General features: G+C 69.9%; 24 protein-coding genes. 8 read left to right on the forward strand and 16 right to left on the reverse strand.

Translation table 11 applies throughout. The features are described from left to right. Window positions 1–2: 2 nt before the first annotated feature. A complete protein-coding gene (locus tag ACTWQO_RS07025) occupies window positions 3–1226 on the reverse strand; it encodes an NAD(P)-dependent malic enzyme (RefSeq protein WP_443236345.1) in 1224 nt (407 codons plus the stop codon). A 559-nt stretch (window positions 1227–1785) separates the two neighbouring features. Between ACTWQO_RS07025 and ACTWQO_RS07030 the strand changes: the two genes are divergently transcribed. Genes ACTWQO_RS07030 through ACTWQO_RS07040 form a run of 3 tightly spaced genes read left to right on the forward strand, consistent with a single transcriptional unit; the run spans window position 1786 to window position 4476 of the window. Continuing rightward, window positions 1786–2742, forward strand: a complete 957-nt coding sequence (locus tag ACTWQO_RS07030; protein ID WP_443236346.1) for an ABC transporter substrate-binding protein — start codon at window positions 1786–1788, stop codon at window positions 2740–2742. Between the two features lie 33 nt (window positions 2743–2775). Then, complete coding sequence (locus ACTWQO_RS07035; RefSeq protein ID WP_443236347.1) at window positions 2776–3705, forward strand: amino acid ABC transporter permease; 930 nt, start codon at window positions 2776–2778, stop codon at window positions 3703–3705. 3 nt (window positions 3706–3708) lie between these two features. After that, the gene (locus tag ACTWQO_RS07040; protein WP_443236348.1) at window positions 3709–4476 is read left to right on the forward strand and encodes an amino acid ABC transporter ATP-binding protein; all 768 of its coding nucleotides are present in this window, start codon (window positions 3709–3711) and stop codon (window positions 4474–4476) included. A 56-nt stretch (window positions 4477–4532) separates the two neighbouring features. Here ACTWQO_RS07040 and ACTWQO_RS07045 read toward each other — a convergent pair whose 3' ends face one another. Then, window positions 4533–5306, reverse strand: coding sequence for a class I SAM-dependent methyltransferase (locus ACTWQO_RS07045; RefSeq protein ID WP_443236349.1), 774 nt, complete (start codon window positions 5304–5306; stop codon window positions 4533–4535). A 114-nt stretch (window positions 5307–5420) separates the two neighbouring features. Between ACTWQO_RS07045 and ACTWQO_RS07050 the strand changes: the two genes are divergently transcribed. Continuing rightward, a complete protein-coding gene (locus ACTWQO_RS07050; protein WP_210572423.1) occupies window positions 5421–6050 on the forward strand; it encodes a CGNR zinc finger domain-containing protein in 630 nt (209 codons plus the stop codon). On the opposite strand, the gene sodX is transcribed toward ACTWQO_RS07050, so the two are convergent. Beyond that, complete coding sequence (sodX, locus tag ACTWQO_RS07055) at window positions 5954–6388, reverse strand: nickel-type superoxide dismutase maturation protease (protein WP_443236454.1); 435 nt, start codon at window positions 6386–6388, stop codon at window positions 5954–5956. The two genes, ACTWQO_RS07050 and sodX, sit on opposite strands and share 97 nt — an antisense overlap. A gap of 145 nt (window positions 6389–6533) precedes the next feature. Here sodX and sodN point away from each other — a divergent pair, with 145 nt between their 5' ends. After that, window positions 6534–6929: a superoxide dismutase, Ni gene (gene sodN / locus ACTWQO_RS07060; RefSeq protein WP_007491258.1), complete on the forward strand. Its 396-nt coding sequence runs from the start codon at window positions 6534–6536 to the stop codon at window positions 6927–6929. A 133-nt stretch (window positions 6930–7062) separates the two neighbouring features. On the opposite strand, the gene ACTWQO_RS07065 is transcribed toward sodN, so the two are convergent. The 5 genes from ACTWQO_RS07065 to ACTWQO_RS07085 form a co-directional block, all read right to left on the reverse strand. Then, the gene (locus tag ACTWQO_RS07065; RefSeq protein ID WP_443236350.1) at window positions 7063–7866 is read right to left on the reverse strand and encodes a phosphatidate cytidylyltransferase; all 804 of its coding nucleotides are present in this window, start codon (window positions 7864–7866) and stop codon (window positions 7063–7065) included. Next, window positions 7863–9629 carry an aminotransferase class I/II-fold pyridoxal phosphate-dependent enzyme gene (locus tag ACTWQO_RS07070; RefSeq protein WP_443236351.1) on the reverse strand — a complete coding sequence of 589 codons (1767 nt, stop codon included), beginning with the start codon at window positions 9627–9629 and terminating at the stop codon, window positions 7863–7865. The genes ACTWQO_RS07065 and ACTWQO_RS07070 overlap by 4 nt, the downstream gene beginning before the upstream one ends. Before the next feature lie 160 nt (window positions 9630–9789). Then, a complete protein-coding gene (ppk2, locus tag ACTWQO_RS07075; RefSeq protein WP_362938708.1) occupies window positions 9790–10677 on the reverse strand; it encodes a polyphosphate kinase 2 in 888 nt (295 codons plus the stop codon). Window positions 10678–10704: 27 nt separating this feature from the next. Beyond that, complete coding sequence (locus ACTWQO_RS07080; RefSeq protein WP_443236352.1) at window positions 10705–10938, reverse strand: hypothetical protein; 234 nt, start codon at window positions 10936–10938, stop codon at window positions 10705–10707. Window positions 10939–10954: 16 nt separating this feature from the next. Continuing rightward, window positions 10955–12106 carry an inorganic phosphate transporter gene (locus ACTWQO_RS07085; protein WP_443236353.1) on the reverse strand — a complete coding sequence of 384 codons (1152 nt, stop codon included), beginning with the start codon at window positions 12104–12106 and terminating at the stop codon, window positions 10955–10957. Between the two features lie 147 nt (window positions 12107–12253). On the opposite strand from ACTWQO_RS07085, the gene ACTWQO_RS07090 reads away from it, so the two are divergent. Then, window positions 12254–12988, forward strand: a complete 735-nt coding sequence (locus ACTWQO_RS07090) for a VOC family protein (RefSeq protein ID WP_443236354.1) — start codon at window positions 12254–12256, stop codon at window positions 12986–12988. A 235-nt stretch (window positions 12989–13223) separates the two neighbouring features. Here ACTWQO_RS07090 and ACTWQO_RS07095 read toward each other — a convergent pair whose 3' ends face one another. The 5 genes from ACTWQO_RS07095 to ACTWQO_RS07115 form a co-directional block, all read right to left on the reverse strand. Then, complete coding sequence (locus ACTWQO_RS07095; protein ID WP_443236355.1) at window positions 13224–13547, reverse strand: DUF952 domain-containing protein; 324 nt, start codon at window positions 13545–13547, stop codon at window positions 13224–13226. A 9-nt stretch (window positions 13548–13556) separates the two neighbouring features. Beyond that, window positions 13557–14756 (reverse strand): RNA polymerase sigma factor, encoded by a 1200-nt coding sequence (locus ACTWQO_RS07100; RefSeq protein ID WP_443236356.1) that lies wholly within the window; start codon window positions 14754–14756, stop codon window positions 13557–13559. A 5-nt stretch (window positions 14757–14761) separates the two neighbouring features. Then, window positions 14762–15175, reverse strand: a complete 414-nt coding sequence (locus ACTWQO_RS07105) for a YciI family protein (protein ID WP_443236357.1) — start codon at window positions 15173–15175, stop codon at window positions 14762–14764. 87 nt (window positions 15176–15262) lie between these two features. Then, the gene (locus ACTWQO_RS07110) at window positions 15263–15487 is read right to left on the reverse strand and encodes a hypothetical protein (RefSeq protein WP_443236358.1); all 225 of its coding nucleotides are present in this window, start codon (window positions 15485–15487) and stop codon (window positions 15263–15265) included. Window positions 15488–15513: 26 nt separating this feature from the next. After that, window positions 15514–16098, reverse strand: a complete 585-nt coding sequence (locus ACTWQO_RS07115; protein WP_443236359.1) for a dihydrofolate reductase family protein — start codon at window positions 16096–16098, stop codon at window positions 15514–15516. 112 nt (window positions 16099–16210) lie between these two features. On the opposite strand from ACTWQO_RS07115, the gene ACTWQO_RS07120 reads away from it, so the two are divergent. Then, window positions 16211–16801, forward strand: coding sequence for a TetR/AcrR family transcriptional regulator (locus ACTWQO_RS07120; protein WP_443236360.1), 591 nt, complete (start codon window positions 16211–16213; stop codon window positions 16799–16801). Between the two features lie 123 nt (window positions 16802–16924). On the opposite strand, the gene ACTWQO_RS07125 is transcribed toward ACTWQO_RS07120, so the two are convergent. The 3 genes from ACTWQO_RS07125 to ACTWQO_RS07135 form a co-directional block, all read right to left on the reverse strand. Beyond that, the gene (locus ACTWQO_RS07125) at window positions 16925–17524 is read right to left on the reverse strand and encodes a GNAT family N-acetyltransferase (protein ID WP_443236361.1); all 600 of its coding nucleotides are present in this window, start codon (window positions 17522–17524) and stop codon (window positions 16925–16927) included. A 261-nt stretch (window positions 17525–17785) separates the two neighbouring features. After that, window positions 17786–18925 (reverse strand): family 2 encapsulin nanocompartment cargo protein polyprenyl transferase, encoded by a 1140-nt coding sequence (locus ACTWQO_RS07130; protein ID WP_443236362.1) that lies wholly within the window; start codon window positions 18923–18925, stop codon window positions 17786–17788. Between the two features lie 111 nt (window positions 18926–19036). Then, a complete protein-coding gene (locus ACTWQO_RS07135) occupies window positions 19037–20440 on the reverse strand; it encodes a family 2B encapsulin nanocompartment shell protein (protein WP_443236363.1) in 1404 nt (467 codons plus the stop codon). 210 nt (window positions 20441–20650) lie between these two features. Here ACTWQO_RS07135 and ACTWQO_RS07140 point away from each other — a divergent pair, with 210 nt between their 5' ends. Then, window positions 20651–21241, forward strand: coding sequence for an N-acetylmuramoyl-L-alanine amidase (locus ACTWQO_RS07140; protein WP_443236364.1), 591 nt, complete (start codon window positions 20651–20653; stop codon window positions 21239–21241). Window positions 21242–21249 lie beyond the last annotated feature (8 nt).

Genomic DNA, 21249 nt, shown 5'->3' on the forward strand with positions numbered 1-21249 from the left:
CGTCAGCGGCGAGCCACGCCCTCGGCCCGCGCAGCAGCGGCCACCGCCGCGGTCACCGCGGGGGCGACCCGCTCGTCGAAGGGCGACGGAATCACGTAGTCGGCGGCGAGGTCGTCCCCGACCACCGCGGCCAGCGCCTCGGCGGCCGCCAGCTTCATGCCCTCCGTGATCCGGGACGCCCGCACCTGCAGCGCGCCCGCGAAGATCCCCGGGAACGCCAGCACGTTGTTGATCTGGTTCGGGAAGTCCGAGCGCCCGGTCGCGACGACCGCCGCGTACTTGTGCGCCACATCCGGGTGCACCTCGGGGTTCGGGTTGGCCATGGCGAACACGAACGCGCCCTCGGCCATGGAAGCGACCGCCGCCTCCGGGACCGTACCGCCGGAGACCCCGATGAAGACGTCGGCGCCTTCCAGGGCAGCCTCCAGCGACCCGGTGATCCCGGCCTTGTTCGTCAGCTCGGCCAGCTCCCGCTTGACCGGCGTCAGGTCCTCCCGGTCACCGGAGACGACACCCTTGCGGTCGGCCACCGCGACGTCCCCGATCCCGGCCTCGACCAGCATCTTCGCGATGGCGACACCCGCTGCCCCCGCACCCGAGATGACGGCCCGAAGGTCGCCGAGCCCCTTGCCCGTCAGCCGCGCGGCGTTCCGCAGGGCCGCCAGCGTCACGACCGCCGTGCCGTGCTGGTCGTCGTGGAAGACCGGGATGTCCAGCCGCTCCTGCAGCCGCCGCTCGATCTCGAAGCACCGGGGCGCCGAGATGTCCTCCAGGTTCACGCCACCGAACGACGGCGCGAGCCGCACCACGGTCTCGATGATCTCGTCGACACCGGTGCAGTCCAGCGCGATCGGGACCGCGTCCACGCCCCCGAACTGCTTGAACAGAATCGCCTTGCCCTCCATCACTGGAAGGGAGGCCTCCGGCCCGATGTCGCCGAGCCCGAGCACGGCCGTACCGTCGGTCACTACCGCGACCACGGACGACTTCCACGTGTAGTCATGGACCAGATCCGGCTGCTCGGCGATGGCGGTGCACACGCGGGCGACCCCGGGCGTGTACGCGAGGGACAGGTCGTCCTTGTCCCGGACCGGCACGGTGGCCTGCACGGCCATCTTGCCGCCGCGGTGCAGCGCGAATGCCGGATCGAAGGAATCGAGGGGCTCGGCCCCGCCGTCCTGGTCCGTAGTGCTGTCGCTGCGAGGATTGACGATCTCCGCTGCCACGTTGCTTTACCCCTTAAGTCTTCATGGTTTGAGGGTGGCCACTCCTGGTTGAGGAGCGGGCGGGCACCGCGTAAGGCCCTTGTCGGTGATGCGTACGGGCACATACGCGACGGGCGCGCCGCACACGCGCCCTGAGCCCCGGATGAGGGGTGTAAAGAACCTTCTTACCGGACGGACCGGGCCGACGACGAGTCCATAACGCGAAGGTCACATGCCGGTGACATGACTCATGGCTCCATATCGGGACAAGTCCTGGGCCACCGCCGGACACCGGAGATCTTCCGGCCGGAACGAGGGATTCCCGCAGAAGGTCCGGCCACGATGTCCGACCTGGGGCGGTTCGGGGGTCACCCGTTATCCGATTTTGACATGAGGGGCGCCCTGAATGGCGTAGTCCGAATGGCAAGATGCCGTAATCACACGAGGTCGCGACACTCGAAGGCGAGTGCTCTCGTCGATCGGTGTGCTCTGGTCGACCCAAGACCCAAGGCGACTACCGAGCCCATCGGCAGCCGTCCGCCCCATCGGCAACTCCACCCATCCGCCGGAGGAACCCACCATGACCGCACGCTCCACCCGTCGCACGACCGCCACGCGCTCCCGCCTGGCAGCGGTCGGCTCGATCGCGGTCGCAGGCGCACTGCTGCTCACCGGCTGCGGTGACCAGACGGAGAACACCGGCTCGGACGGCGGCGACACCGCCGTGTCGGCACCGCTGGCCGACCGACTGCCCAAGGAAATCCGCGACAAGGGCGTCATCAAGGTCGGTTCCGACATCGCGTACGCGCCGGTCGAGTTCAAGGACAGCGCCGGCAAGACGGTCGGCATCGACCCGGATCTCGCCGCCGCCATGGGCAAGCAGCTCGGTGTGACGTTCGAGTTCGAGAACGGCACCTTCGACACCCTGATCACGGGCCTGCGCTCCAAGCGGTACGACATGGCCATGTCCGCGATGACCGACACGAAGGACCGCCAGGAGGGCATCGACTCGGACACCGGCAAGAAGGTCGGTGAAGGCGTGGACTTCGTCGACTACTTCACCGCCGGTGTCTCGATCTACACGAAGAAGGGCGACGACCAGGGCATCAAGAGCTGGTCCGACCTGTGCGGCAAGACGATCGTGCTGCAGCGCGGCACGGTCTCCGAGGACCTCGCCAAGGCCGAGGCGAAGAAGTGCACCGGCGGCAAGACGATCAAGATCGAGTCGTTCGACAACGACCAGCAGGCCCAGACGCGCCTGCGCGCGGGCGGCGCCGACGCCGGTTCCTCCGACTTCCCGGTCGCCGCGTACGCCGTGAAGACCTCCGGCGGCGGCAAGGACTTCCAGCTGGTCGGCGAGCAGGTCGAGGCGGCGCCGTACGGCATCGCGGTCGCCAAGGACCAGACCGAGCTGCGGGACGCGCTGAAGGCGGCGCTGGACGCGATCATCGCGAACGGCGAGTACGACAAGGTCATCAAGAAGTGGGGCGTCGAGGACGGCGCCGTCAAGGAAGCCACCATCAACGGCGGCAAGTGACCGCAGGACTGCGGGCACTGAAAGGCAACATCCGTGACTGTTGACATCGACAAGACGGACGGGCCGGCGGACACCCCGCCGGCCGGCCCGGAGGCCATCAAGGCCATCCCGGTCCGTCACTACGGGCGGTACGTCTCCGCCGTCATCGCCCTCGCCGCGCTGGGCGGGGTCATCTACGCGTTCTCCCAGGGCAGGATCAACTGGGGCGCGATCCCGGACTACTTCTTCAACGACCGCATCCTCAGCGGCGTGGGCAAGACACTCCTGCTCACGGTGCTGTGCATGCTGATCGGCGTCGTCGGCGGCATTCTGCTCGCCGTGATGCGCCTGTCGAAGAACCCGGTCACCTCGTCCATCGCGTGGTTCTACATCTGGTTCTTCCGCGGCACCCCGGTCCTGGTCCAGCTCATCGTCTGGTTCAACCTGGGCCTGGTCTTCGAGTACATCAACCTCGGGCCGGTCTACAAGGACGAGTGGTCGCAGTTCATGACCCCGTTCCTGACCGCGCTGCTGGGCCTCGGCCTCAACGAGGCCGCGTACATGGCGGAGATCTGCCGTGCCGGTCTGCTCTCGGTCGACGAGGGCCAGACCGAGGCGTCACACGCGCTGGGCATGACCCACGGCAAGACGCTGCGCAGGATCGTCGTCCCGCAGGCGATGCGCGTGATCGTGCCGCCCACGGGCAACGAGGTCATCAACATGCTGAAGACGACCTCGCTGGTGTCCGTGGTCCAGTACTCGGAGCTGCTCCGCGTCGCCCAGGACATCGGCCAGACCTCCGGCGCCCCGGCCGAGATGCTGTTCCTCGCCGCGGCCTGGTACCTGGTGCTGACCTCGATCTTCAGCGTCGGTCAGTACTACCTGGAGAGGTACTACGCCCGCGGTTCGAGCCGTACTCTTCCGGACACGCCGTTCCAGAAGATCAAGGCGAACATGCTGTCCCTCTCAGCCTGGAGGCGTTGACCGATGAGCACCACTGCAATGGTCAAGGCTGAAGGCGTCCACAAGTCCTTCGGCCTGGTCGAGGTCCTCAAGGGCATCGACCTCGAGGTGAAGTCCGGCGAGGTCTTCTGCCTGATCGGCCCCTCCGGCTCCGGCAAGTCGACCTTCCTCCGCTGCATCAACCACCTCGAGAAGATCAACGCCGGTCGCCTGTACGTCGACGGAGAGCTGGTCGGCTACCGTCAGAAGGGCGACAAGCTGTACGAGCTGAAGGACAGCGAGGTCGCGCTGAAGCGCCGGGACATCGGCATGGTCTTCCAGCGCTTCAACCTGTTCCCGCACATGACGGCGCTCGAGAACATCATCGAAGCGCCGGTGCAGGTCAAGGGCGTCAGCAGGACCGAAGCGCGGGAGCGCGCGGGTCAGCTGCTGGAGCGGGTGGGCCTCGCCGACAAGGCGAAGAGCTACCCGTCCCAGCTCTCCGGCGGCCAGCAGCAGCGCGTCGCCATCGCCCGGGCCCTCGCGATGGACCCGAAGTTGATGCTCTTCGACGAGCCCACCTCGGCCCTCGACCCCGAGCTGGTCGGCGACGTCCTCGACGTCATGCGCGACCTCGCCGAGTCAGGCATGACGATGATCGTCGTCACCCACGAGATGGGCTTCGCCCGCGAGGTCGGCGACAGCCTGGTCTTCATGGACGGCGGCGTGGTCGTCGAGTCCGGCAACCCGCGCGACGTCTTGACGGACCCGCAGCACGAGCGGACGCAGGCGTTTCTGTCCAAGGTGCTCTGACGGTCGTACGAAAAGGGGCGGTACGGAAGTCTCCGTACCGCCCCTTTCGCGTGCCGCTACCTCAGCGCCAGCAGCAGCGTGTCCGAAGGCGAGCACCACACCGCCCGTGCCTCCCCGAACCCCTTCTCCCGCAGTACGCGCGCGTGCCACGCCGCGGACGGCATGTCGCCGTCGGCGTGCTCGCCGTAGATCTCGAAGCGGCGGGCGGTCGGCTCGGCGAGGACGGGGTCCTTGCTCGCGAGCTGCCACCACTCGGCCCAGTCGAGGGCGCCGTCCCGCTTGGCCTGATTCATGCGGGCGTGCCGCAGGGCGCGTTCGGCCTCGTTGATCCGGGGCGTCGTGTCGTCGATCATGTGGTCCGCGTTCATGAAGACACCGCCGTCGCGGACGAGACCCGCGACCTGACCGTAGAGGGCCGCGAGGGGTTCGCTGTGCAGCCAGTGCAGGGCCGTGGCGGTCAGGACGGCGTCGTACGACTGATGCGGCAGCTTCGCCGGCCAGTCGGGGGCCTTGAGGTCGGCGGTGACGAAGGTGACGCGGTCGTCGCCCGCGAAGGTGCCCTCGGCGATGGCGAGGAGCGCCGGGTCGAGGTCGACGCCGGTGCTGGTGGCGTCCGGGAACCGGGCGAAGAGCCGGGCCGTGATACTTCCCGTGCCGCAGGCGAGGTCGAGGATGCGCGGGGCGGGGCCGACGAGGGCCTCGACCATGTCGAGCATGATCCTGAAGCGTTCCTCCCGGTCCGGCATGTACCACTCCTGCTGCCGGTCCCAGCTCTCCTGCCAGGCCTGCCAGTCGGCCCCGGTCGTGGTGGTGGTGTCGGTGTCCGTCATCGAGACCCTCCGTCGCCCATGTCACGTGACACCCGTCACGTAATACCCTGGAAGTACGACCGGCTGTTACCCCGACCGCATCACGACCATAGAACGCCTCCGTAAGGACTACAAGTGGAACTGGCCTATTACTCGGATTACGCCGTCCGACTCGTCAACAGCGAGGAACCGGCCCGGGGCAAGGACTCACTGACCTCGGTCGAGGCCGTCCGCGACCTGTTCGGCGGCAACCAGTCGGCGGCCCGCCGGGCCACCGACGCGGACGTGACACGGTTCCGCTCGGTCCGGGGGCGGCTGCGCGCGGTCTTCGAGGCGGCGGACAAGGGCGACGAGACCCTGGCCGTGGACCTGCTGAACTCCCTGCTCCTGGAGTTCCCGGTGAGCCCGCAGATCTCCGGACACGACTTCCGGGACGACGACGGCCGCCCGCTGTGGCACATGCACCTCGCGGACCACCCGTCGAACGCGACCGCGGGCTACGCGGCCATCGCGGCGATGGGCCTGGCCTTCCACCTCACCGAGTACGGCGTGGACCGGCTCGGCCTGTGCGAGGCGGCACCCTGCCGCAACGCCTACCTCGACACCTCGACCAACCGCTCCCGGCGCTACTGCTCGGACCGCTGCGCCACCCGCGCCAACGTGGCCGCCTACCGCGCCCGCAAGCGCCTGGAGGCCGACCGGTCGGAGAAGACGGGCCTGGCGGCGGACACCGCCCAGCGCACCAGCGCGAACGGCGAGCGCTGACCGGACTTCAGCGGCCGGTACCGAAAACGCACCCTGCCGAGCACCAGCTCCTCGGGGACGGCCCCGTAGTCGGTGCTGTCGCCCCCGGCGTACGCGTTGTCCCCGAGCACCCACCAGCCGCCCTCGCGCCGCTCCGCGACCCGCTTGACGACGAGCAGGTCCTGCTGGAACGGATGCCGCAGGACGACGACGTCACCCGGCCCGACCCTGGCTCCCCACTGCACCACCAGCTGGTCTCCGTGATACAGCGTCGGCACCATCGACGGCCCGGTCACCTCGGCCACCCCGAATGGCAGGAACGACCTCCCGCGCTCGGTCTCCTGCGACAGCTCCGGCATCCCCGGCACCTCCCCGGTTCGATCCTCCACCAGTCTCAGTCTGACCCCGGACTTTTGTCCTAAGCCCATGGGGGCACTCGCGAAAACCTCTCTTGCAGGGAGTAATGTCCCACCTGAGAAGACGATCACGAGGAAGGAATGCTCCATGCTTTCCCGCCTGTTTGCCCCCAAGGTCAAGGTCAGCGCACACTGCGACCTGCCCTGTGGTGTGTACGACCCGGCCCAGGCCCGCATCGAGGCGGAGTCGGTGAAGGCCGTGCAGGAGAAGATGGCCGCCAACGACGACCCGCACTTCCAGGCCCGCGCCACCGTCATCAAGGAGCAGCGCGCCGAACTCGCCAAGCACCACGTCTCGGTGCTCTGGAGCGACTACTTCAAGCCCCCGCACTTCGAGAAGTACCCGGAGCTGCACCAGCTGGTCAACGACGCCCTCAAGGCCCTCTCCGCCGCCAAGGGCTCCACCGACCCGGCGACCGGCCAGAAGGCCCTCGACTACATCGCCCAGATCGACAAGATCTTCTGGGAGACCAAGAAGGCCTGACGCAAGTCAGCCTGCCATGGCCGGCGATCGGTGCACCATCGCAGGTCAACGGGCGTCCGCAAGGGCCCGGTCGGTTCGTCGGCCGGGCCCTCGCGCGTTCCGAGCCGGCTCGCGGGCACGGCTTGACGTGCCATCAGCGCAGCACAAGCAGCACCGCCAACGCAATCAGCAACGAGTCGATCCGGTCCAGCAACCCCCCTGACCCCGCCAGCCATTGCCCCGCGTCCTTCGTCTGCGCACCTCTCTTGACCATGGACTCGAGAAGGTCACCGGCCGGGCCGCCGACCGCCACCGCGACCGCCATCGGCCAGCTCAGTGCCGACAGTACGGCGAGCGCGCCGAGGCCGGCCGCGGCGCCGGCGAGTGTTCCGCTCCAGCGTTTGGCCGGGGACAGAGGGGACAGACGTGGCCCGCCCAGCCGTTGACCCGCGAAGTACGCCACGATGTCGGCGACCGAGACCGCCACGAAGAGGGCGAGCGCGGTTGCCCCGAGCGGTACCAGCGCGGCAAGCACACTCAGCCAGGCCAGTCCGAGCAGACCGGCGCCGAGCCGGCGCAGGCCGTGGTCGGCGTCGCCGGTCAGCAGGGGCACCGCGGCCACGGCGAGCGCTCCGATCGCGAGGACCCGCAGCATCTCTCCGGGTGCCAGCCAGGCGGCCAGCACCACGCCTGTCACCGCGGCGGCCAGTACCGCCCGGTCGATCCAGGCCAGCCGCAACAGCCCGCCGAACTCCAGCACTCCGATCACGCCCACCACGATGGCGATCGCCGCGGTGCCGGGGTGGCCCAGCCAGAACGCACCGGTGACCAGCGGCACTCCGACCGCCCAGGCGCACCATCGGATCAGCAGCTCGCGACGCCGGGACACCGCCACCCCGATACCGCCGAGCACCAACGCCCCACCGAGGAAGGGCGCCAGCGAGGCCACAGTGATCATCGAGCGGATCCGGCAGCCAGAGTGGAGTGCGAAGCCCGCCCCGGCCGTAGCGCGTCCAGCGCGGCCTCAACAGCCGCCACGATGCGCGCGTTCTCCGCCGTGTCCTTGACCGCGATCCGGACGGTACGTCCCTCGTACCTCGGGGACAGCGGCGACAGATCGCGTACGTACACGTCGTGGCGCCGGCATTCGCTCACCACTTCCGCCGCGCTCGGCCCACCGGTCGGCAGGGTCACGGTGAGGAAGTTCGCCACTGCCTCCTCGACCATGCCGAGACCGTCCAACCCACCCAGGTCGGCGGCCAATTGCCGTCGCAGCGCGTGGGTGCGGAGCCAGCGGTCGCTGTAGTACGCCGGGTCGCGCAGGGCGGCGACCGCGGCCAGCTGGGCCGGGAGGCTGACCGGCCAAGGCGGCGTCCATCGACGTAGCCGCGCCGTGGTGGTCGGCTCGGCCACCAGGTACGCGGCCCGCATGCCCGACAGCGCGTACATCTTGGACAGTGACGTGCAGACCACCACCCGCGGGTCCACCGCCGCGAGGTCGGCGAGCGACTCGGTCAGGCCGACGTAGCCCAGGTATGCCTCGTCGATCCACCAGCGGGTCCGGGCCGGTGCGGCGGCGATGACCGAGCGCAGCTCCGCGGCGGGCGCGTGGCGGCCGGTCGGGTTGTTCGGGTTGACCACGACCACGAGGTCGTAGCGGCCTGAGGCGACGGCGGCGGACAGCCGGTCCGGGTCGATGCGCCAGCCGTCCTCGCGGCGCAACCGGAACCGGTCCACTCGGCATCCGATCACCCGCTCCGTGACGTGGGCGTATTCGCCGTAGCCCGGGTCCATCAGCAGCACCCTGCTCTCGGGGGTCAGCCATTGGCCGAACGCCCGGAAGATCAGGTCGGACGAACCGGCGCCGACCGCGAGCGTCTCCGTCGGCAGGCCCCGGGCCGCGGCGATCTCCGCCAACAGGCCCTCGGCGCCGGTCGGCGGGGAGGTCCGGGCGACCCAGGCCGGGTCGTCCGCCAGCGCCGCCCGCACACCGGGGGCCGGCGGGAACCAGGCGTCCAGCACGTCGGCCGCGACGACCTGATGGCGCCGGTGCAGGCTGCGGAAGTCGGTGCCGATGGCGGTGAACGAGGCCCCGCCGTGTTCGCAGCCGTCCGGCCGGGGTGCGAAGGGCATGTCCAGCCGCCAGTCCACGGTGGACCGCAGGCGCTCCAGCGTGGTGCGGTAACGGCCCATCGCGGCCTTCGTCAGCTCGGTCACGCTGCCGGTCAGCACCTCGAAGGTCAACGCACCGCTGTGGACCGTACGACCGACCGGGCGCAGGCCAACCGCCCGGTACATGTCGAGCAGTTCCGTACGCCCCATCGCCACCACATGGCGACCGCCCCGGGCGGCGATCCAGCGCAGGGCCGCGTACATCAGCAGGGCCGCCGCCACACTCGACCGGCGGTGCGGTTCGACGGTGAGGATGCGCACCTCGAACGGGTCGCCGTCGGTCAGCAGCGGCAGTTCGTCGCGCGTCAGGTACTTGTCCAGCGCGTACCGCCCCAGCCAGGGCGGAGTGAGGCTGACGAAGCCGATACGGGTGGCGCCGCGCGCCGCGACCAGATAGACGTTGTCGCCGTCCAGTCCGTCGCGCAGCCGCCCGGACGGATCGGGCGCATGCTGGCCCAACTCCCGTGCGTAGACCCGGTGACGGAGTTCATGAATCCACTCCAGGTCCTCCGGAGTTGCGGCGCGCAGCTGTAGCAGGTCAGGGCCCATAAGCACCTCTCTCGACACGGGGAGCACCCACATAGTGGGGAGCGCGGACCGGCCGGGCCAGGGCGAAGCGACGCAACCGACCTGAGTACGCGTACTCAGGCGCCGTACGGAAAGGGCCCGGTCGGTTGTCCGACCGGGCCCTTCGCGTTTCCGGGGCGGATCACCGCTCCGTGTCGTCCTCCCCCGCTTCCAGCAGGTTCGCCGCCGCGCCCACGATGCGCGGGTCCGGCGTGCCGACGATTTCGTGGTCCTTGTCGGTGTAGTCGAAGCGGGCCAGCACGCTGCGCATGGCCTCGACGCGGGCGCGCTTCTTGTCGTTGGACTTCACCACGGTCCAGGGCGCCTGTTCGGTGTCCGTCTCGCGGAACATGGCGACCTTGGCGGCGGTGTAGTCGTCCCAGCGGTCCAGGGAGGCCAGGTCCATCGGGCTGAGCTTCCACTGCCGTACGGGGTCGACCTGGCGGATGGTGAAGCGGGTGATCTGTTCCTTCTGCGAGACCGAGAACCAGAACTTGATCAGGTCCACGCCGTCGTCGACCAGCATCCGCTCGAACAGCGGGGCCTGGCGCATGAAGCGCCAGTACTCGTCGTCCGAGCAGAAGCCCATCACCCGTTCCACACCGGCCCGGTTGTACCAGGAGCGGTCGAACAGGACGATCTCTCCGGCGGTCGGCAGGTGTTCGACGTAGCGCTGGAAGTACCACTGCCCGCGCTCGCGCTCCGTGGGCTTCACCAGCGCCACGACCCGTGCGCCACGCGGATTGAGGTGCTCCGTGAAGCGCTTGATCGTGCCGCCCTTGCCGGCCGCGTCCCGCCCCTCGAAGACGATGACGAGCCGGCGGCCGGTCTCCTTGATCCAGCTCTGCAGCTTCAGCAGTTCGATCTGCTGGAGCCGCTTGTGCCACTCGTACTCCTTGCGCTCCATGCGCTCGGCGTACGGGTAGTTCTCCCGCCAGGTCTCGACCGGGTTTCCGTCCGGCTTGATCAGAACAGGCTCGTCGAGGTCGCTGTAGTCGACCGTCAGTCCTGACAGCAGTGGCGTGGTCATCCTGTCGCCCTCCCCGGCTTCGGTGCTTCAGTGGAATTGCGGCACGATCAGATAGATGCCGTACGCGACGACCGCCGCGCAGGCGAGAAAACAGAGTCCGGCCTGGGCGAGGCCGAGCGCATGGGTACCCCCGTCAGTCTCCCTCGTCCCCTCGACGCGGGCGAGCCCGAGCACGCCGAGGGCGAAGACGACCGCCACGGCCACGGTGACGCCGAGGCTCACCGCGGCGACCTGACCGAGGGCGCTCCAGTCCAGCTCCATGTCCAACTCCCGTTGCTCAGGCGGCCGTGCCGACGCTTGCCGGCGCCGTGCGGATCGAGACCTCGTGGTGGTCGTTCACGTTCTTCGCGTCCACCGGGTTGCGGCGCGAGGCGACGACGATGCCCGCGGCGACCGCGACGGCGACCAACGCGACCACGGCCGTACCGATGTTCCCGCCGTGCGTGACCAGGCCGGCGGCCAGGCCTCCGACGATCGCCGCTGCGGGCAGCGTGATCAGCCAGGCGATCACCATCCGGCCGGCGACTCCCCAGCGCACCTCCGCAAGACGCCTGCCCAGTCCCGCGCCGAGGATGCTGCCGGAGGCGACCTGGGTGGTGGACAGGGCGAAGCCGAGGTGGGCGGAGGTGAGGATGACGGTGGTCGACGCGGTCTCGGCGGCGAAGCCCTGCGGCGACTGGATCTCGGTCAGGCCCTTGCCCATGGTGCGGATGATCCGCCAGCCGCCGAGGTAGGTGCCGAGGCCGATCGCGAGACCGGCGGACGCGATGACCCACAGCGGCGGACCGGCGTCGTGGCCGAGGGCGCCCGCGGAGATCAGGGTCAGCGTGATGACGCCCATGGTCTTCTGCGCGTCGTTCGTGCCGTGCGCGAGGGAGACGAGCGAGGCGGAGGCGATCTGCCCGATCCGGAAGCCCTTGGTCACGGACTTCTCCCGGGCCCGTGCGGTGAGCCGGTAGGCGAGGTACGTCGCGATCAGCGCGGCGGCCCCGGCGACGACCGGCGAGGCCACCGCCGGGATCAGCACCTTCTCGACCACCTTGTCGAAGTGCACGCCGTTCGCGCCTGCACCGACCCACACCGCACCGATCAGCCCGCCGAACAGGGCGTGCGAGGAACTCGACGGCAGTCCGGCGAGCCAGGTCAGCAGGTTCCACAGGATCGCGCCGACCAGCCCGGCGAAGATCATGCCGGGTGTGACGAGCGTGTCGTCCACGATGCCGCCGGATATCGTCTTGGCCACCTCGGTGGAGAGGAAGGCGCCGACGACGTTCAGCACACCGCTCACCAGCACCGCCGTACGTGGTGAGAGCGCTCCTGTCGCGATGGACGTCGCCATCGCGTTGGCGGTGTCGTGGAATCCGTTGGTGAAGTCGAAGGCCAGCGCCGTGACGATGACGACCGCCACGAGGAACGTGATGTGATCCATTGTTCGAGCCAAGCAAGCGCTTCCCAATACCCGGCGAACTGGAGGCAAAGGCTCCGTCTGGGTCGTCTTTAACATCCGCAAACTCCAGCGCCGGGCGCCGGGGAAAACCGGCGGAGCGGCTGCGGCGCTCCGACCTACGATCACCCCATGACCATCCGCTGGACCTACGCCTTCGTCGACCGCCCTGCCGGGCTCCTCGACCGCGCCGCCGATTTCTGGACGGCGGTCACGGACACACGGCTGTCACAGCCGCGGGGCGACCACGGGGAGTTCGCGACCCTGCTCCCCGGCGCGGCGGACGCCTGCGTGAAGGTCCAGGGGGTCGACTCCGGCGCGGGCGGGGCGCATCTCGACTTCGCTGCGGACGACGTACGGGGCTTGGTGACGTCGGCGCTCACAGCGGGCGCGGATGTCGTCGCCGACCACGGCGACTGGGCGGTGCTCCGCTCCCCCGCCGGGCAGCTGTTCTGCGCCGTGCCCTGGCACGGGGAGTCGGTACGGCCGCCCGTGGTGCGCGGCACCCGGCTCGACCAGGTCTGCGTCGACGCACCGCCGTCGCTGTACGACACCGAAATCGCCTTCTGGAGCGGCCTGTTGGGGGACTGGGTGTCGGCGCCCGGCTCCCTCCCCGAGTTCCATGTGCTGGGGCCGCCGCCCGGGCTGCCCATCCGCATCCTGCTCCAGCGGCTCGGCGAGGAACGCCCCACCTCCGCCCACCTGGACCTCGCCTGCGCCGACATCCCGGCGACCCGCGCCGCGCACGAGCGCCTGGGCGCGTCCTTCGTCGCCGCGGGCCGCCACTGGACGGTGATGCGGGATCCGGTGGGCGGAACGTATTGCCTGACGGGCCGTGATCCGGAGACGGGCGGGCTACCGAGCTAGCGCATGGTCGCGTACGCGCACAAGATGACCTCCTCGTCCGGATGAGACGTCAGGGACGGGCAGAGAGACTCGATGTCCTCTGGCAGCGACGGCGTCGGAGAGGCCGTCTCCTTTCGGCCGTACGGCTCCGGCGGCTCGGCCGAATCCTGCAGCCACAGCGTCAGCCCACCCCCGACGACGACGGCGACCGCCCACACGGTGACCGTCCAGCGCCATAACCGGCGGCGTCCAGCCCTCACCCCCACACCTCCACATCCACCACCGCCCCCACCGGCACGGGCCCGTACACATGCGGGAACTCCTCGCCCTCGCCCTCCGGCGCCTCATACTTCAGAGGTACGTCCAGCCGCTCGGGGTCGATGACCAGGACCACCAGCTCATCGGGCCCGTCGTACGAGCCGTACAGGAACTCGGCGACGCGCGGGAGTTGGGCACGGGTCGAGCAGTGGATGAAGCCCTCTTCCTGGAGGGTGCGGCCGCGGGTCGACATCTCGTACGTGCCCCGCGCGCGGGCGGCGTCCCAGAGGGAACGCTCGGTGATGTGGAGGATGTGTGGCATGGAGTGAGGCTATGACCTGAGCCGGGCCGCCCGCCCCTGCAAATAGCGTTGCTCCGGCAGGCTCAGGGTCTGCGCGGCAGCCGACTCGTAGGCGGCGCAGGCAGCTTCCGGCTCACCGGCCCGCTCCAGGAGATGGCCCCGCACGGCGTCCCGCCGATGCCCGGCGGCCCCTTCCAGCACGTCGAGTTCCGCGAGTCCGGCGTACGGGCCGTCGACCATGGCCACCGCGACGGCCCGGTTGAGCCGCTCGACGGGACCGGGCACCAGCCGGACCAGCACGTCGTACAGGCCGAGGATCTCGTGCCAGTCGGTCGCCTCGGCGGACGGCGCCTCGTCGTGTACGGCGGCGATGGCGGCCCGCACCTGGTACGGGCCCGCGGGTCCGCGCGCCAGGGCGCGGGTGACCAGGGCGACGCCCTCGTCGATCGCGGCCTTGTCCCAGCGCTCGCGGTCCTGTTCGTCGAGCGGGACGAGTTCGCCGTGCGGGCCGGTGCGCGCGTCGCGGCGGGCATCGGTGAGCAGCATCAGGGCCAGCAGGCCGGACACCTCGCCGGAGTCCGGGAGCAGCCGGTGCGCCGTACGGGTCAGCCTGATCGCCTCGCCCGCGAGATCGCGGCGCTGCAGGCTGCGGCCCGAGGTCGCCGTATAGCCCTCGTTGAAGATCAGGTAGAGGGTGTGCAGGACGGCGGGCAGCCGCTCCGCCCAGTTGTCGGGGCGCCCGAAGCTCACGCCGCGCAGCTTCTGCTTGGCCCGGCTGATCCGCTGCGCCATGGTCGCCTCGGGAACCAGCCAGGCGCGGGCGATCTCCGCCGTGGTCAGACCGCCGACGGCGCGCAGGGTGAGCGCGATCTGCGCGGGCGGGGTCAGATCGGGATGGCAGCACAGGAAGAGCAGGGAGAGGGTGTCGTCCTCGCGGGGAGCACGGTCCTCACCGGGCGTGAGGCGCGCACCGAGCGCCACCGCCTTCTCCTCCCGAGCCCGCCGGGCGTCGTCGGCCCGCAGCGCGTCCACGAGCCGCCGCGAGGCCACCTTGATGAGCCAACCGCGCGGATTGTCCGGAACCCCGGCCGAGGGCCACTGCCCGGCCGCGGCGAGCAGCGCCTCCTGTACGGCGTCCTCGGCGGCGTCGAAATGGCCGTACCGCCGCACGAGCGCGCCGAGGACCTGCGGCGCGTGGTGGCGCAGCAGGTCCTCGACGGTGTCGCTCATGGGGTTCAGACGTCTCCGGTGTCCTCGCCGATGGGCCGGATCACGATCGGGTACACCGGCGCACCCTCGGGCTGCGGGCACTGCAGGACACGGGCGGCGATCTCCGTGACCCGCTCCAGGCTCGCGCAGTCCAGGACCCAGTAGCCGGCCAGCAGCTCCTTGGTCTCGCCGTAGGGGCCGTCGGTGATGACGGGCTTGCCGTCCGAGCCGAGGCTGACGTGCCGGGTGCGGGCGGGCTCGACCAGTCCCTGGGCGTCGACCAGTTCGCCGGTCTCGGCGAGGTCGTCGTTGATCGCGCCCATGTGGGCGAACATCGCCTGTACGTCCTGCTCGGTCCAGGCCGGCGAGGTCTCGGACGCCTTGCCCTTCTGCGCCTCGTAGTCCGCCTGCGAGCCCTGCACCATCACCAGATACTTCATCAGTCCGCTCCTTCGGTTCGGGCCGCCCTCCGGTGGGCGGCTCTCACAGGGGACGTCGGAGCCGGCCGACGCTTCTCGACACGGGCTTCAGTTTTTCTTGGCGGCGGTCTTCTTCGCCGCGCTCTTCTTCGGTGTGCTCCGCGCAGGCTCCTCGACGGGCTCGGTGCCCACGTCGACGTATGCCTTGCACTCGGGGTTGTGGCACGGTCCCGGTACCCACACCGGAACCCATGCGCCCAGCGTCTTGTGGCGCTTGACGACCGTTTCGACAGGCTGTCCGCAGGCGGGACAGGCGTGCTTTTCGCTGTCCATGTCCCAAGCGTAGAGCGGTAAGGGCCTCAGCGCTTCCTGCTGTACGTCCGCACGACCGCCCCGTTCTTGAACGTGCGCACGTCGTCGAGCGTGAACTCCGTGACCGCGGAGCCGGACCCGAACATCGGCATGCCCGAGCCGTACACGATCGGATACGACTTGATGACGAGTTCGTCGATCTCGTCGAGCAGTTCGCCCGCGAGCTGCGAGCCGCCGCACAGATAGATGCCGAACTCGCCCTCCTCCGCCTTCAGTTCGCGGACCTTGCCGACCAGGTCGTCGGCGATGATCTCGACATGCGGGTCCGGTGACTCCTTCAGGGTGCGCGAGGCGACGTACTCGCGCAGATGGGCGTACGGGCTGGTGACGCCCTCTTTCAGGGCCACCTCGTAGCTGCCGCGGCCCTGGATGATCGTGTCGAACCGCTTGTTCTCCAGGTCGTCGACGCCGAGTGCGCGGCGGCCCTGGGTGGGCAGGGTCTCGGGATACTCGCTCTTGAGGAACTCGAAGAACTCCTCGTCGACGAAGCTGACCATGGCGCTCCCGTCGCCGGCCGGGTCGCCGATGAAGCCGTCGAGCGAGCAGGCGATGTAGTACGTGAGCTTTCGCAAGCTGGTCTCTTTCCGTAGGCTGGACTGTGAACCACTTCAGTTGTAGTACTTCGCTTGTAGTGGTTGCAAGGGATATTCAGGACCGGAATCAAGTGGGAGAGGGGGTTCCGCATTGGCCAGGAATCCGGAGCGCCGGGCCGCGCTCGTCGATGCCGGGGTCGAGGTGCTCGCGCGGGAGGGGGCGCGGGGGCTGACGTTCCGCGCGGTGGACGTCGAGGCCGGGGTGCCGGTGGGCACCGCCTCCAACTACTTCACCGGGCGCGACGAGCTGCTGCGCCAGATCGACGCCCGGCTGCACACACGGCTGGCGCCGGACCCCGAGGTGCTGCGCGAGCTGATGACAAGACCGAGGGACCGCTCCCTGGTCACCGCCTTCATGCACGACCTGATGGCCCGCGCGACCGGCGACCGCACGGGCTATCTCGCCCTCCTGGAGATGCGCCTCGAAGCCACCCGCCGCCCCGAACTGCTCGCCTCGTTCACCAAGTCGGTCCGCGGAGACCTCGAGTACGGCATGGAGTTCCACCGTGACGCCGGCCTGCCCGGCGGTGACGAGACCGTCGCCGTCCTGTATCTGGCGATGCTCGGCCTGATCCTGGAGCACCTGACACTGCCGGGCGTCCTGGACGGCGTACTGCCGGGAGTCACGGTCCCGGAGGACCTGGTGGAACGGATCGTGACGACGGTGGTACCGGAGGCGTGATCAGCGGACCTGGGGGCAGCGCCCCGTAAGGGGCGCGGGGCTGTATCGATTTGCGGCTCCGCCGCGTGGGCGCGACCAGCCACGACGGACCCGCAGGTGACGAACCGCCCCCCAGCGGAGCGCTCAGCGAGGTTCACGCCACATCGGCCACATCCGCGGCCCGTCCGGGAGGTCAAGCGCACGGCCGGTGAACTCGAACCCGAGGCGTTCATACAGCCCGCGGCTACGGGCGTTGCTCGCCTCCAGATAGGCGGGCAGGCCCTCACGGTCGCAGCGGTCGAGGGTCGCGGCGATGAGGCCGGTGCCGAGGCCCTTGCCCTGATGACCGGGGGCGACGCCGATCATCCACAGGTAGGCGTGGGCCCGGTCCGAGGGGTGGATCTCGGCCGTCAGCCGGGCGATCAGCTCGACGCGCTCGTTGTCCGGGTCGACGGCCTCACGCACCTGGGCGGCTTCGCCGTCGTCGGCGTGAGCGTCGGCCGGGTCCGCCGCCGGCACGGACAGCCAGAGCGCGCAGGCCGTGCCGTCCTCGGTGACGTCGATCCGACCCTCGGCGAGCACGACGTCCGTGAAGGCAGCCATCAGCTTGGAGTGGGTCGTACGGCGGTATGTGGCGCCGGGGAAGATCCAGCTGCTGACCGGGTCGTCCTGGAACGCCTCGTCCAGGAGCCGGACCACCAGGTCCCGGTCACCCTCGCCCGCCGTCCGGATCGCCACGCCCATGTGTCGCCCCTTCACCTCAACCGGCCTTGATCGTATGGCCGTTGAAGCCTATCCGGTTGCTGGGTCGGCCTTCGGGCGGCAAGGGCGGCTCTGCTCCTCGGGCCGGTAAGGGACGGGCCCCGCGCACCGTGGGGATGCGCGGGACCCGCCGTGCCGGAGCCTCCGGTGACCGCGCGGGGTCAGGAGCCGCGCGGGCCCGGAGGCTCCGGGGTCATTCCGGGAGAGCTTTCCGTTCGACGGTCGCTGTGACGTCAGCCGACCTCAACTGCTCCGCCGCGTCACGAACTCCGCCAGCGCGAGCAGGTCGCCCGCCGCCTCCGGGTCCGGAACCGCCCGGGAGAGCTGTCGCATGGCGTGGGCCATGCGGTCGGCTGCCTGGGCCTGCGCCCACTCGCGCCCGCCCGCCTGCTCCACTGCCAGTACGGTGCGCTCCAGGTCCGCCTCCTGATACGGCCCTCGGTAGAGTTCGGCGAGTTCGGCGGCGGCCGGGGTGCCCGAGACCAGTGCGGCGACCACCGGCAGCGACTTCTTGCGGACGGCCAGGTCCGCTCCGGCCGGCTTGCCGGTGCGGCACGGGTCGCCCCATATGCCGATCACGTCGTCGATGAGCTGGAAGGCGAGCCCGGCCTCCCGGCCGAACGCGTCCAGCGCCTCGACGTCCTCCTTCGCCGCCCCCGCGTACAGCGCGCCCAGCGCACAGGAGCACCCGAGCAGCGCGCCCGTCTTCGCCTCGGCCATGGCGAGCACTTCGTCGAGGCCTACCTCGTCGGGGCCGCGCCGCTCCATGTCCACGTCCGCGTGCTGGCCTTCGCACAGTTCGACGACGCAGTCCGCGAGCCGGGCCCCGGCCGCCGCGGACGCCGGATGCGGATGCTCGGCGAGCAGCCGCAGCGCGAGTGCCTGGAGGGCGTCCCCGGCGAGGATCGCGTCGGCGTCGCCGAACACGGTCCAGGCGGTGGGCCGGTGCCGTCGGGTGGTGTCCCGGTCCATCACGTCGTCGTGCAGCAGCGTGAAGTTGTGGACCAGCTCCACCGCCGCGGCCGCCCGTACGGCCGCCGTCCGTGCCGCGGGTCCGCCGAGCGCGGCGGCCGCGGTGAGGACGAGTGCGGGACGGATCGCCTTGCCCCCGTTGCCCGCCGCGGGTGTGCCGTCCGCGTGCTCCCACCCGAAGTGGTAGAGCGCGACACGGCGCATGGAGCCGGGCAGCGACTCCACGGCGGAGCGCAGTTCGGGGTCGACCGATGTCCGGGCGCGCTCCAGGATCGCCGGCGCCTCGTGCCCGTCGAGCCGGTCATGGCCGGTGTCCGTCCGCTGCGCGATGGGCCCTTGCCTTTCCGGTGTCTCGGTGAACCGCCTTGGTCCGGCGGTGCGTTGCTTCGCCTCCGTCATGAACTCACCCATGGGATCGCCTCGGAGAGTCTGCGGGCGGTGGCGCTTCCGCTACGGCTGGGCGCGTACCCCGAGGGTGTACCCGCCCTGGCGGGCGGGGACACCGCGTGCGGACGGGGACGGTCACCAGCGGCCGATCTCGACGTTCTCCAGGACGCCGAGCGCGTCCGGCACCAGGACCGCTGCCGAGTAGTACGCCGTCACCAGGTAGTTGATGACCGCCTGTTCGTTGATGCCCATGAAGCGCACGGACAGGCTCGGCTCGATCTCGTCCGGGATCCCGGTCGCGTGCAGACCGATGACGCCCTGGTCGGACTCGCCGGTACGCATCGCGATGATCGAGGTCGTACGGGCGTCGGTGACCGGGATCTTGTTGCACGGGAAGACCGGGACACCGCGCCAGGTGGGGATGCGGTTGCCGCCGATGTCGATGGTCTCGGGCACCAGTCCGCGCTTGTTCAGCTCGCGGCCGAACGCGGCGATCGCGCGCGGGTGGGCGAGGAACAGCTTGGTGCCGCGGCGCCTGCTGAGCAGCTCGTCCATGTCGTCCGGGCCGGGCACACCGTCGTGCGGCTGGATGCGCTGCTCGTACTCGCAGTTGTTGAGCAGTCCGAACTCGCGGTTGTTGATGAGCTCGTGCTCCTGGCGCTCCTTCAGCGCCTCGACCGTCAGCCTTAGCTGCTGCTCGGTCTGGTTCATCGGCTTGTTGTAGAGGTCGGCCACGCGCGAATGGATGCGCAGGACGGTCTGGGCGACGCTCAGTTCGTACTCACGGGGCTTGGCCTCGTAGTCGACGAAGGTGTGCGGGATGTCCGGTTCACCGGAGTGGCCGGCCGAGAGGTCGATCTCCTTCTCGCCGTACTTGTTGGTCCGCTGCTCGGGGATCGCGCGCAGTTGCTCGAAGTGCGCGCTCAGGGAGTCGGCGCGCTCCGCGATCTGCTCGACGTCCTGGCGGGAGAGGACGAGCACCGTGCAGGCGGTGAGCGCGCGGGCCGTGTACTCCCAGATGGCGTCCGGGTCCAGCAGCGACTGCTCGCCGAAGTAGGCGCCGTCGGCGAGGACTCCGAGGCCCGCGTCGTCGCCGTACGGGCCGGTGCCGACCTTCTCCACCTTGCCGTGCGCGAGAAGATAGACCTCGCCGGTCTGGCTGCCGAACTCGGCGATCACCTGGCCGGGGGCGAACTCCTGCTGCCGGCACCGCTGGGCCAGCTCGGAGAGCACCTCCTCGTCCTCGTACGACCGCAGGGCCGGCAGTTCGCGCAGCTCCGCGGGGATGACCTCGACCCGGTCGCCGGTCTTCACGAACGTCACGCGGGCGTCGCCCACGGCGTACGTGAGGCGGCGGTTCACTCGGTATGTGCCGCCCTCTACATTCACCCAGGGCAGCATGCGCAGCAGCCAGCGCGAGCTGATCTCCTGCATCTGGGGTACGGACTTGGTGGTGGTGGCCAGGTTCCGCGCGGCCGCCGTGCCGAGACTCTGCTGCGGCCTGTCCTGCTCGGTGCGGACCTCTTCGCCTACCGACATGTGGAATTGCCCTCCCGGTCTGCAACGGCGCCGATCTGCGCCGGGCATCGATCTGCACGGCAAAGCCTTCCATCACGGAGCGTGCTGGTGCTATTACACGAAAGAGCGGGAATGGATCACGGGCCGCTTGGGCATTCATGGGGACCCTGTCCACCGCCATCACCAGACGACCGCGTCCGGCGGGCGTCGTGCAGCGCGAAGGAGACGGTCATGGCCCCACCCATGTCCGCGGACAACTTCCTGAAGAGATTGCGTGCGGAAGGCTTAAAGGTCGTCGAGGTCGGCGACTGGCGGCATCACAACCGCAACCACAAAGGCCCGTGGGGACCGGTCCACGGCGTGATGATCCACCACACGGTGACCAAGGGCAGCAAACACACGGTCGATCTGTGCCGGAACGGCTACGAGGGTCTGCCGGGGCCCCTGTGCCAGGGCGTGATCACCAAGGACGGCACCGTCCACCTGGTCGGCTACGGCCGCGCCAACCACGCGGGCCTCGGCGACGACGACGTCCTGCGCGCGGTGATCGCCGAGAACGCGCTCCCGCCGGACAACGAGGCCAACACCGACGGCAACCGCCACTTCTACGGCTTCGAGTGCGAGAACCTCGGCGACGGCGAGGACCCCTGGCCCGCGGCCCAGTTGGAGGCGATCGAGCGGGCCGCCGCCGCGGTCTGCCGCCACCACGGCTGGACGGAGCGCTCGGTCATCGGCCATCTGGAATGGCAGCCGGGGAAGGTGGACCCACGGGGGTTCACGATGGCGGCGATGCGGCAGCGCATCCGGGACCGGCTGACGTAGGAGCGACA

The organism is Streptomyces sp. 4N124, from assembly GCF_052245395.1.
In the GTDB taxonomy this organism is placed as follows: Bacteria; Actinomycetota; Actinomycetes; order Streptomycetales; family Streptomycetaceae; genus Streptomyces.

Bases quoted from the DNA above. Each gene is read 5' to 3' on its own strand.
- ACTWQO_RS07030 (WP_443236346.1), top strand. From the start codon at position 1,786: ATGACCGCACGCTCCACCCGTCGCACGACCGCCACGCGCTCCCGCCTG.
- ACTWQO_RS07040 (WP_443236348.1), top strand. From the start codon at position 3,709: ATGAGCACCACTGCAATGGTCAAGGCTGAAGGCGTCCACAAGTCCTTC.
- ACTWQO_RS07045 (WP_443236349.1), bottom strand. From the start codon at position 5,306: ATGACGGACACCGACACCACCACCACGACCGGGGCCGACTGGCAGGCC.
- sodX (WP_443236454.1), bottom strand. From the start codon at position 6,388: ATGCCGGAGCTGTCGCAGGAGACCGAGCGCGGGAGGTCGTTCCTGCCA.
- sodN (WP_007491258.1), top strand. From the start codon at position 6,534: ATGCTTTCCCGCCTGTTTGCCCCCAAGGTCAAGGTCAGCGCACACTGC.
- ACTWQO_RS07065 (WP_443236350.1), bottom strand. From the start codon at position 7,866: ATGATCACTGTGGCCTCGCTGGCGCCCTTCCTCGGTGGGGCGTTGGTG.
- ACTWQO_RS07070 (WP_443236351.1), bottom strand. From the start codon at position 9,629: ATGGGCCCTGACCTGCTACAGCTGCGCGCCGCAACTCCGGAGGACCTG.
- ppk2 (WP_362938708.1), bottom strand. From the start codon at position 10,677: ATGACCACGCCACTGCTGTCAGGACTGACGGTCGACTACAGCGACCTC.
- ACTWQO_RS07080 (WP_443236352.1), bottom strand. From the start codon at position 10,938: ATGGAGCTGGACTGGAGCGCCCTCGGTCAGGTCGCCGCGGTGAGCCTC.
- ACTWQO_RS07085 (WP_443236353.1), bottom strand. From the start codon at position 12,106: ATGGATCACATCACGTTCCTCGTGGCGGTCGTCATCGTCACGGCGCTG.
- ACTWQO_RS07090 (WP_443236354.1), top strand. From the start codon at position 12,254: ATGACCATCCGCTGGACCTACGCCTTCGTCGACCGCCCTGCCGGGCTC.
- ACTWQO_RS07095 (WP_443236355.1), bottom strand. From the start codon at position 13,547: ATGCCACACATCCTCCACATCACCGAGCGTTCCCTCTGGGACGCCGCC.
- ACTWQO_RS07100 (WP_443236356.1), bottom strand. From the start codon at position 14,756: ATGAGCGACACCGTCGAGGACCTGCTGCGCCACCACGCGCCGCAGGTC.
- ACTWQO_RS07105 (WP_443236357.1), bottom strand. From the start codon at position 15,175: ATGAAGTATCTGGTGATGGTGCAGGGCTCGCAGGCGGACTACGAGGCG.
- ACTWQO_RS07110 (WP_443236358.1), bottom strand. From the start codon at position 15,487: ATGGACAGCGAAAAGCACGCCTGTCCCGCCTGCGGACAGCCTGTCGAA.
- ACTWQO_RS07125 (WP_443236361.1), bottom strand. From the start codon at position 17,524: ATGGGCGTGGCGATCCGGACGGCGGGCGAGGGTGACCGGGACCTGGTG.
- ACTWQO_RS07130 (WP_443236362.1), bottom strand. From the start codon at position 18,925: ATGGGTGAGTTCATGACGGAGGCGAAGCAACGCACCGCCGGACCAAGG.
- ACTWQO_RS07135 (WP_443236363.1), bottom strand. From the start codon at position 20,440: ATGTCGGTAGGCGAAGAGGTCCGCACCGAGCAGGACAGGCCGCAGCAG.
- ACTWQO_RS07140 (WP_443236364.1), top strand. From the start codon at position 20,651: ATGGCCCCACCCATGTCCGCGGACAACTTCCTGAAGAGATTGCGTGCG.